Origin of the sequence: Roseovarius litorisediminis (assembly GCF_900172295.1) — a bacterium.
GTDB lineage: Bacteria > Pseudomonadota > Alphaproteobacteria > Rhodobacterales > Rhodobacteraceae > Roseovarius > Roseovarius litorisediminis.
In genome coordinates this window covers 1-6,564 of the sequence record NZ_FWFL01000023.1, presented here as the reverse complement: position 1 = coordinate 6,564, position 6,564 = coordinate 1, and the positions used below count along the sequence as shown (strand labels likewise).

Below are 6,564 nucleotides of genomic sequence, written 5' to 3'. Positions count from 1 at the left end.
CGGTCAGTGGCATTTCATGAAGCACGGGCCGCACGGCGTCGTTCATTAGCGCTGATGTTGCCGTTCGGCAGTTGATGTTTTCCACACGCAGTGACTGGCTGTCTCACCTGCTGAAAAGCGTCTGCTTCGTCCCGCACAGCAGCCATTAGTACAGACGGCAGCAAACGGCGGCTTCGAGCCCGGAGCAGACATTGATCGGCGGCTAGATGGCCAAGGAGCGAAACTTAGAGCTCTTCTGCATTCTTCGTCGAGACGCCAGAGATCGTACGGGCCGAAGAGTGGGTCTGGCGCTAGGCCAGATTATGCGTACAATGACAAGAAAAGAACACGCAGCGGAAGCCTCCAGTCAGCTCTGACGCTGCGGCCAAAAGAACGATGTCGGGAGACGTCCTTTGAGTTTCATACAAGAAAACCCACAAGTTAGCTTCATCGTCATTGTGGCGATAGCTCTGGCTGCATCGCCTTTCCTCCAGCGGCTAATCGGTCGCGTAGCATTTCGGATCGCAATCCGAACGGAAACCGTTATCGACGATCTTATCGTCGATGCCCTGCGCCCCTTCCGCTTCGTCTACGCAATCCCTACGGCACTGGCTTATTTCCTCGCCGATTGGTTGGCGCCTTATGCCTACGAGGTCCGCGTACTATCGGGCCTCGTTTCTATCTTTCTTGCAGTTGAAACAGCTTTGAAGGTCATGAGCGCGCTTGCCTCGATCATCCGCCATAGATCGGGGGCGAAGGGCGTCAGTTCGACGGGCTACATCGACATTCTCAAAATATTGACTGTGCTGGTCGGCATCGTGGCCGCGGGCTCGGTTGTCGTCGACACGGACCTAATAACACTTATTGGCGGAGTGGGAGCGGCAACCGCGGTACTGGGGCTCATCTTCAAGGACTCACTGCATTCAATCTTCGCAAGCATAAAAATCGCTTCATGGAACCTAATCCGTGAGGGCGATTGGTTGGTCGTGCCAAGTTTTGGCGCCGATGGCACTGTCGAACATATCGGTCTTTACGACATCAAAGTGCGCAACTGGGATCTGACGACAGTACTTGTTCCCACACACTCGGTGCTAGAGGTCGCGAACGCAAATTATACAAGTATGCAGGACACGAGGGCCAGAAGGTTGTTCGAGACTTTTTCGTTCGACGTTGGATCGGTCCGAGTTTGTGACCGAGCCCTCTTGGAGCGCTTGCAGGGCGTTCCCCTGATCTCAGATATCGTCGCCGAGAAGATCGAAGCGCTCGGGGACAGCGATGAACCAGGAACAGATGCCCGGCTAGCCCCAGTCATTACGACCAACTTCGAGATCTTTTGTGCATACGTAGATAGATACCTCAGGTCGCGCGAGGATATTCATCAAAAGCGTCATTACATCATGATCAGGACTACAGCGCCCACTCACCATGGCATTCCGATGGAGATATTCGCGTTTCTCCGTGAAGTCAGCCTGGTCCCCTTCTCGAAGATTCAGACAGACATATTCAATCATCTCCTGGCGATGATCGGAGTTTTTGATCTTCGGCTGCACCAAAGCCTGGCAAAGGAATAGGGCCGATGCATGTGAAAAGCGCAGCGGCAGTATTTCGTTTCAGCCTTCGCAGGCCGAAAGCATGAGAACGCCGTCTCAATCCGTGTCGTTTCTAGGCAATCTCAGGATTCGCACGAAACTTCTGGTCGTTCTCGTTATCATGGCGGCGGCAAGCGTCGGCATTTATGCGGTCGTGGAATACCGGGCCGCGAAGCAGGCTTTGCTGCAGGAATCCTTTAATAAGCTCACCGCTGTGCGCGAGATGAAGGCGCAGCAGATCGAGGACTATTTTTCAACGATCGCGAACCAGATTGTTACCTTTTCTGAGAGTCGCACTATCGTGCAGGCAATTGGAGAATTTCAGTCTGCAGTTTACTTGCTGAACAATCGCGAAGGCGCCCAAGTCTCGCCTCCGCTCCAAGACTACTATGACCGGGAATTTCTGCCGCGCCTCGGCAAGCATTCCCTCACAGGGGATCTTGGGCGATCCGAAAGCTTTATTCCTCAGGATGCGACTGCACGGGTTCTTCAAGAACTTTTCATCGCCCGGAACCCCAACCCGACTGGTGAAAAGCACCTTATGGACGATGTCGGCGACGGAAGCCACTACAGTGCTGTGCACCGACGCTATCACCCAATCATAAGAAACTTCCTCGAAAAATTTGGGTATTACGATATCTTCTTGGTCGATGCCGAGGACGGGCGGATCGTTTATTCTGTCTTTAAGGAAGTCGACTTCGCGACCTCGCTTTTGACGGGCCCGTACGCGGGAACCAACTTCGCAGAGGCGTTCAAGGCAGCAAGCAAGGCAGGTTCCGGCGACTTCGTCATTTTCAGGGATTTTGAGCCCTACGCTCCGTCATATAACGCGCCCGCCTCCTTCGTTGCGTCACCCATATTCGACGGCGACGAGCTTACCGGCGTACTGATGTTCCAGATGCCGATCGACAGGATCAATGACATCATGACTAGCCAGGGAGCGTGGTCCAATGTCGGGCTTGGTGAAAGTGGCGAAACCTATATCGTTGGCGAAGACTTGCTAATGCGGAACCAGTCGCGGTTCCTGATCGAAGACCGTGACGGATATCTTGGTATGATCCGGGGCATCGGTCTGGACGAAAGCATCGTCCAAAGGATCGAGACCTTCGGCACATCGATCGATTTGCAACCAGTTGACACACAGGGCACTCGGGCGGCGCTTGCCGGAGAAACGAATACCAAAATCTTCCCGGACTATCGGGGTGTCCCCGTACTGTCGGCATTTCGTCTTCTTGATCTGCCCGATATGAGCTGGGCAATCATGAGCGAGATCGACGAGGCTGAGGCGCTCGCGCCTGCCTATCGCCTAAGGGATCGAACCCTACAGCTCATGGGCCTCCTCATAGCTGGCATCCTCGCGATCTCCTTCTTTTTCGCGCGGACAATGACCCGCCCGATCCTGGACCTCAGTGAAAAGGCACAGAGGATAGCCAAGGGCGATCTCGGCATTACAATCGACGTAAGTGGCGGCGACGAGATTGCACAACTCGCCAATAATTTTGACCTTATGCGCGAAGCCTTGAAAGACCTGGTTGAGGGTCTGGAAGCAAAAGTCGCAGATCGAACCAAAGAGCTCGCCAATAGTGAAACCAGGGTTCGCTCGATCCTGAACAATGCAGCCGACAGCGTAATCGTAATCGATGGCAAAGGCTTTATCAGGGAGTTCAATCCAAGCGCGGAAACCACCTTCGGATATGATGCAAGCGAAGTCATCGGCGGCAAGGTTGACGTCTTGATGCCTAAAAGGCACGCCCAGGACCATGACGCGCATCTTCAACGTTATCACGATACCGGTGAGAAGCATGTCGTGGGTCGCACGCGGGAGGTCGAGGGGCTGCGAAAGGACGGCACTGAATTCCCATTAGAGCTCCACGTAGGGGAAGCCGAATTAGAAGACGAAAAGCTATTCGTCGGGATCATTAGAGATATTACGGATCGCAAGCGGCAAGAGAAAGAAATCGCAGACAATCTGAGCTTCGTGACGACCCTTGTGGATTCGGTTCCCAATCCCATTTTCGTCAAAGATAACTCAGGCCGATACATAAACTTCAATCGTGCATACGAAAAGGCCTTCGGAGTAAAGCGCGAGGACATAATCGGCAAAACCGTGAAGGAGTTGGACTTCTTTCCGGAGGAGTATCGAGACACGCGCCACCAGGAGGATGTTGCACTGCTGCGGGATGGAGGAAGCGCTCACCGCGAAACAAGCGTAGTGCTTGGCGATGGCAAGGAGCACGACATGCTCTTTTGGGCGCGTGCATTTGACCTGTCTGATGGTTCACGTGGCGGTGTGCTCGGCGTCTTCGTCGATATCAGCCAACAAAAAGAACTGGAACGCCAATTAGCTATTGCCAACAAACGTATGGGCGACGAGCTCAGCATCGGACGCCAGATCCAGATGAGCATGATCCCACTAACCTTCCCAAGATTTCCAGAGCACAAAGATCTGGATGTCTGGGCTTATATTCGGCCTGCCCGCGAGGTTGGTGGGGATTTCTATGACTTCTTCATGATCGATGACCGTTTCTTTGCGTTCGTTATTGCAGATGTTTCCGGGAAGGGCGTGCCCGCTGCACTGATGATGGCGGTTGCGAAGACACTTCTAAAGTCACGGACACAGGATACCAAATCGACTGCCAATATCATCTCTGCGACCAACAATGAGCTTAGTGAGAACAATGACGACTGCATGTTCATCACGGCTTTCTTTGGCATCATCGACACGAAAACCGGTATCCTGACCTACACGAACGCCGGGCACAATCCGCCTTATCTGATAAAGACGGATGGCACGTGGCGAGCGTTGGACGAGCTTCATGGCCCCATGGTCGGTGTGATGCCGGGAGCGCCTTACGGCGAGGCGCAAATGAAGCTCGACGTTGACGACAAGATCGTCTTGTTTACCGATGGCGTCACAGAAGCCTTTGACGCGAAGGGAGCTGACTACGGCGAAGCCCGACTCGAGGCGCACCTTGAACGCTCCAAAAGGCTCGGGACGAAGTACCTCGTCGAGTCTCTGTTGCGCGATGTGGATGAATTTGTCGGCTGCGCCGAACAATCCGACGATATTACGCTATTCTGCCTTCGCTATGTCGCGTGGGATGTGCGCGACGCTCGCGGAACCGTGGAGTTACGTCTGGTCAATGAACTGCGTGAGATCGACCGTTGCCTCGCGGCGCTGCAGGAAATCTGTCAGCGGTTCGAACTTCCGCCCGAGATTCAGAACAATTTTTCGGTGGTCCTGGATGATCTGCTGAATAACATAATCAGCTATGCCTACGACGATGAGGGTGAGCACATCATTGATGTGGTGCTGTCAACAGATGGTCAGCGCTTCATCGTCTCAGTCACGGACCAGGGGGTCGAGTTCGATCCATTCGAAAGAAAAGACCCCGACGTAGAGTCGAACTTAGAAGAGCGCGAAATAGGCGGGCTTGGGATACACCTTATTCGCAACCTTATGGACGATTTCTCTTACCGGCGTGTTGAGGGCAAGAATGTTACGACGCTGATGAAGCGATTTGCCGGCGATATGCCAACACAAACCGACGCGACAACAACGAACTAAGGGGACCGAGATGCATACGGAAGTGACGCACCGCGCGACAGACACTGCGATGGTGATCTACGTGGATGGAGATCTGACAACCAATACCAGTCCAGACGTCGAAACCGAAATCCTTGAGGTAATTGAGGGTGAAGGAAAGCACGTCGTGATAAACGTTGAGAAGGTGAATTTCATTGCATCAACAGGGCTGCGAGTGATCCTTGCACTTGGCAAGAAGTTGAGCGGCCAAGGTCTGAAACTCACTGTGTGCTCCATGAACCCATCGACCAAGTCGGTCTTTGAGATGTCGGGATTCACAAAACTCTTTCCGACATACGCGAACGAAGAAGAAGCGCTGCAGGGCCTCTAGTCGCGGTTTGGGTGCCATCGGACCCGTAGTTGGAGGCTCTGGCAAGATCTGCATCAAGCAGCGCGCGCGCTGTCACACAAAGAAACGACCGTACCGAGACGCCCATTATCTCACGATACCATGTCGGTTCAACGGTCACGATAAGAAGTGAGATGAAAGACATGGAAATCACGACGAAAAACGTTGCGGGAATTACTTTTGTTTATCTTAGCGGCGATATTAAGAGCACGACTTCTGGCGAAGTGATGGATGCACTTGTGAGCTTAGTCAAAGGTGGTGCGAACAAGCTGCTTCTCAACGTTAGAGAAGTCGATTTCATAAGCAGTGCCGGTTTGAGAAGCATTCTCGTCGCAGCCAAGCTCCTTACGAATTCAAATGGGCAGATGAGAATTTGCAGCGCCAACGAGTCTGTCAAAAAGGTCCTTAAAACATCTGGCTTCACAAGCCTCGTGAACCTGTATCCAGATGAGAACGAGGCGCTAGCGGCATTCACATAGACTCAAGAAACCAGCGCAGTTGAAGCACTTGTTTGAGAGGCAGCATAGTCCGCAGATCGGACATTGGCCAGGTGCTGGGAGTTTGCAGTCCTTCCAAGGGTTGCACGGGTCTCAGCGCAGTGTCAGCATGCGGCCATCTCGTCAAGATCGACCTGGGCCAGATCGCCCGCCCGTGTTGTCGAAAATTGCCGCAACTTGGGATTTAAAAGGAATGTCCGACCATCCGGGCTGATTGATGCACTGAAATATTTGGCCACGGATTCGCTCAAGCCAAAACGCTCTGCCCAACGAAACGCAGCAGCAAGATCGATGTGCAGGGCGTGTTCTTCGGCCTCGTCAGATGTTCAGCGCTGCCCACCGCCAAGGGCGTGCAAGAGTACTCTGTGCTGTATCCGGGGCCAACTTAACGGAGACGCGCCGTGCACCAGTTTCGGGACTAGTTGCTATCCTTCATCTAGGGCCTGTTAACACTATTACGTAGTGCTGTTTGATGCTAAGTATCTGTTATGAATGAGATAACAGAAAATCAATACGCGCTGATCCAGCCCTACTTGCCAGTCCAGCGCGGGAATGTGCGGGTTT

General features: G+C 53.2%; 4 protein-coding genes. All 4 read left to right on the top strand.

The genetic code is table 11. The features are described from left to right. Positions 1 to 392: 392 nt before the first annotated feature. The 4 genes from PEL8287_RS19500 (at position 393) to PEL8287_RS19485 (ending at position 5,982) form a co-directional block, all read left to right on the top strand. On the top strand, positions 393 to 1,550 hold the full coding sequence (locus PEL8287_RS19500; RefSeq protein ID WP_085894121.1) for a mechanosensitive ion channel family protein: 1,158 nt from the start codon (positions 393 to 395) through the stop codon (positions 1,548 to 1,550). Beyond that, the gene (locus PEL8287_RS19495) at positions 1,513 to 5,136 is read left to right on the top strand and encodes a PAS domain S-box protein (protein WP_176228711.1); all 3,624 of its coding nucleotides are present in this window, start codon (positions 1,513 to 1,515) and stop codon (positions 5,134 to 5,136) included. Before PEL8287_RS19500 ends, PEL8287_RS19495 begins: the two co-directional genes overlap by 38 nt. Before the next feature lie 10 nt (positions 5,137 to 5,146). Next, on the top strand, positions 5,147 to 5,485 hold the full coding sequence (locus PEL8287_RS19490; protein WP_085894119.1) for an STAS domain-containing protein: 339 nt from the start codon (positions 5,147 to 5,149) through the stop codon (positions 5,483 to 5,485). A 152-nt stretch (positions 5,486 to 5,637) separates the two neighbouring features. Continuing rightward, the gene (locus tag PEL8287_RS19485; RefSeq protein WP_085894118.1) at positions 5,638 to 5,982 is read left to right on the top strand and encodes an STAS domain-containing protein; all 345 of its coding nucleotides are present in this window, start codon (positions 5,638 to 5,640) and stop codon (positions 5,980 to 5,982) included. Positions 5,983 to 6,564 lie beyond the last annotated feature (582 nt).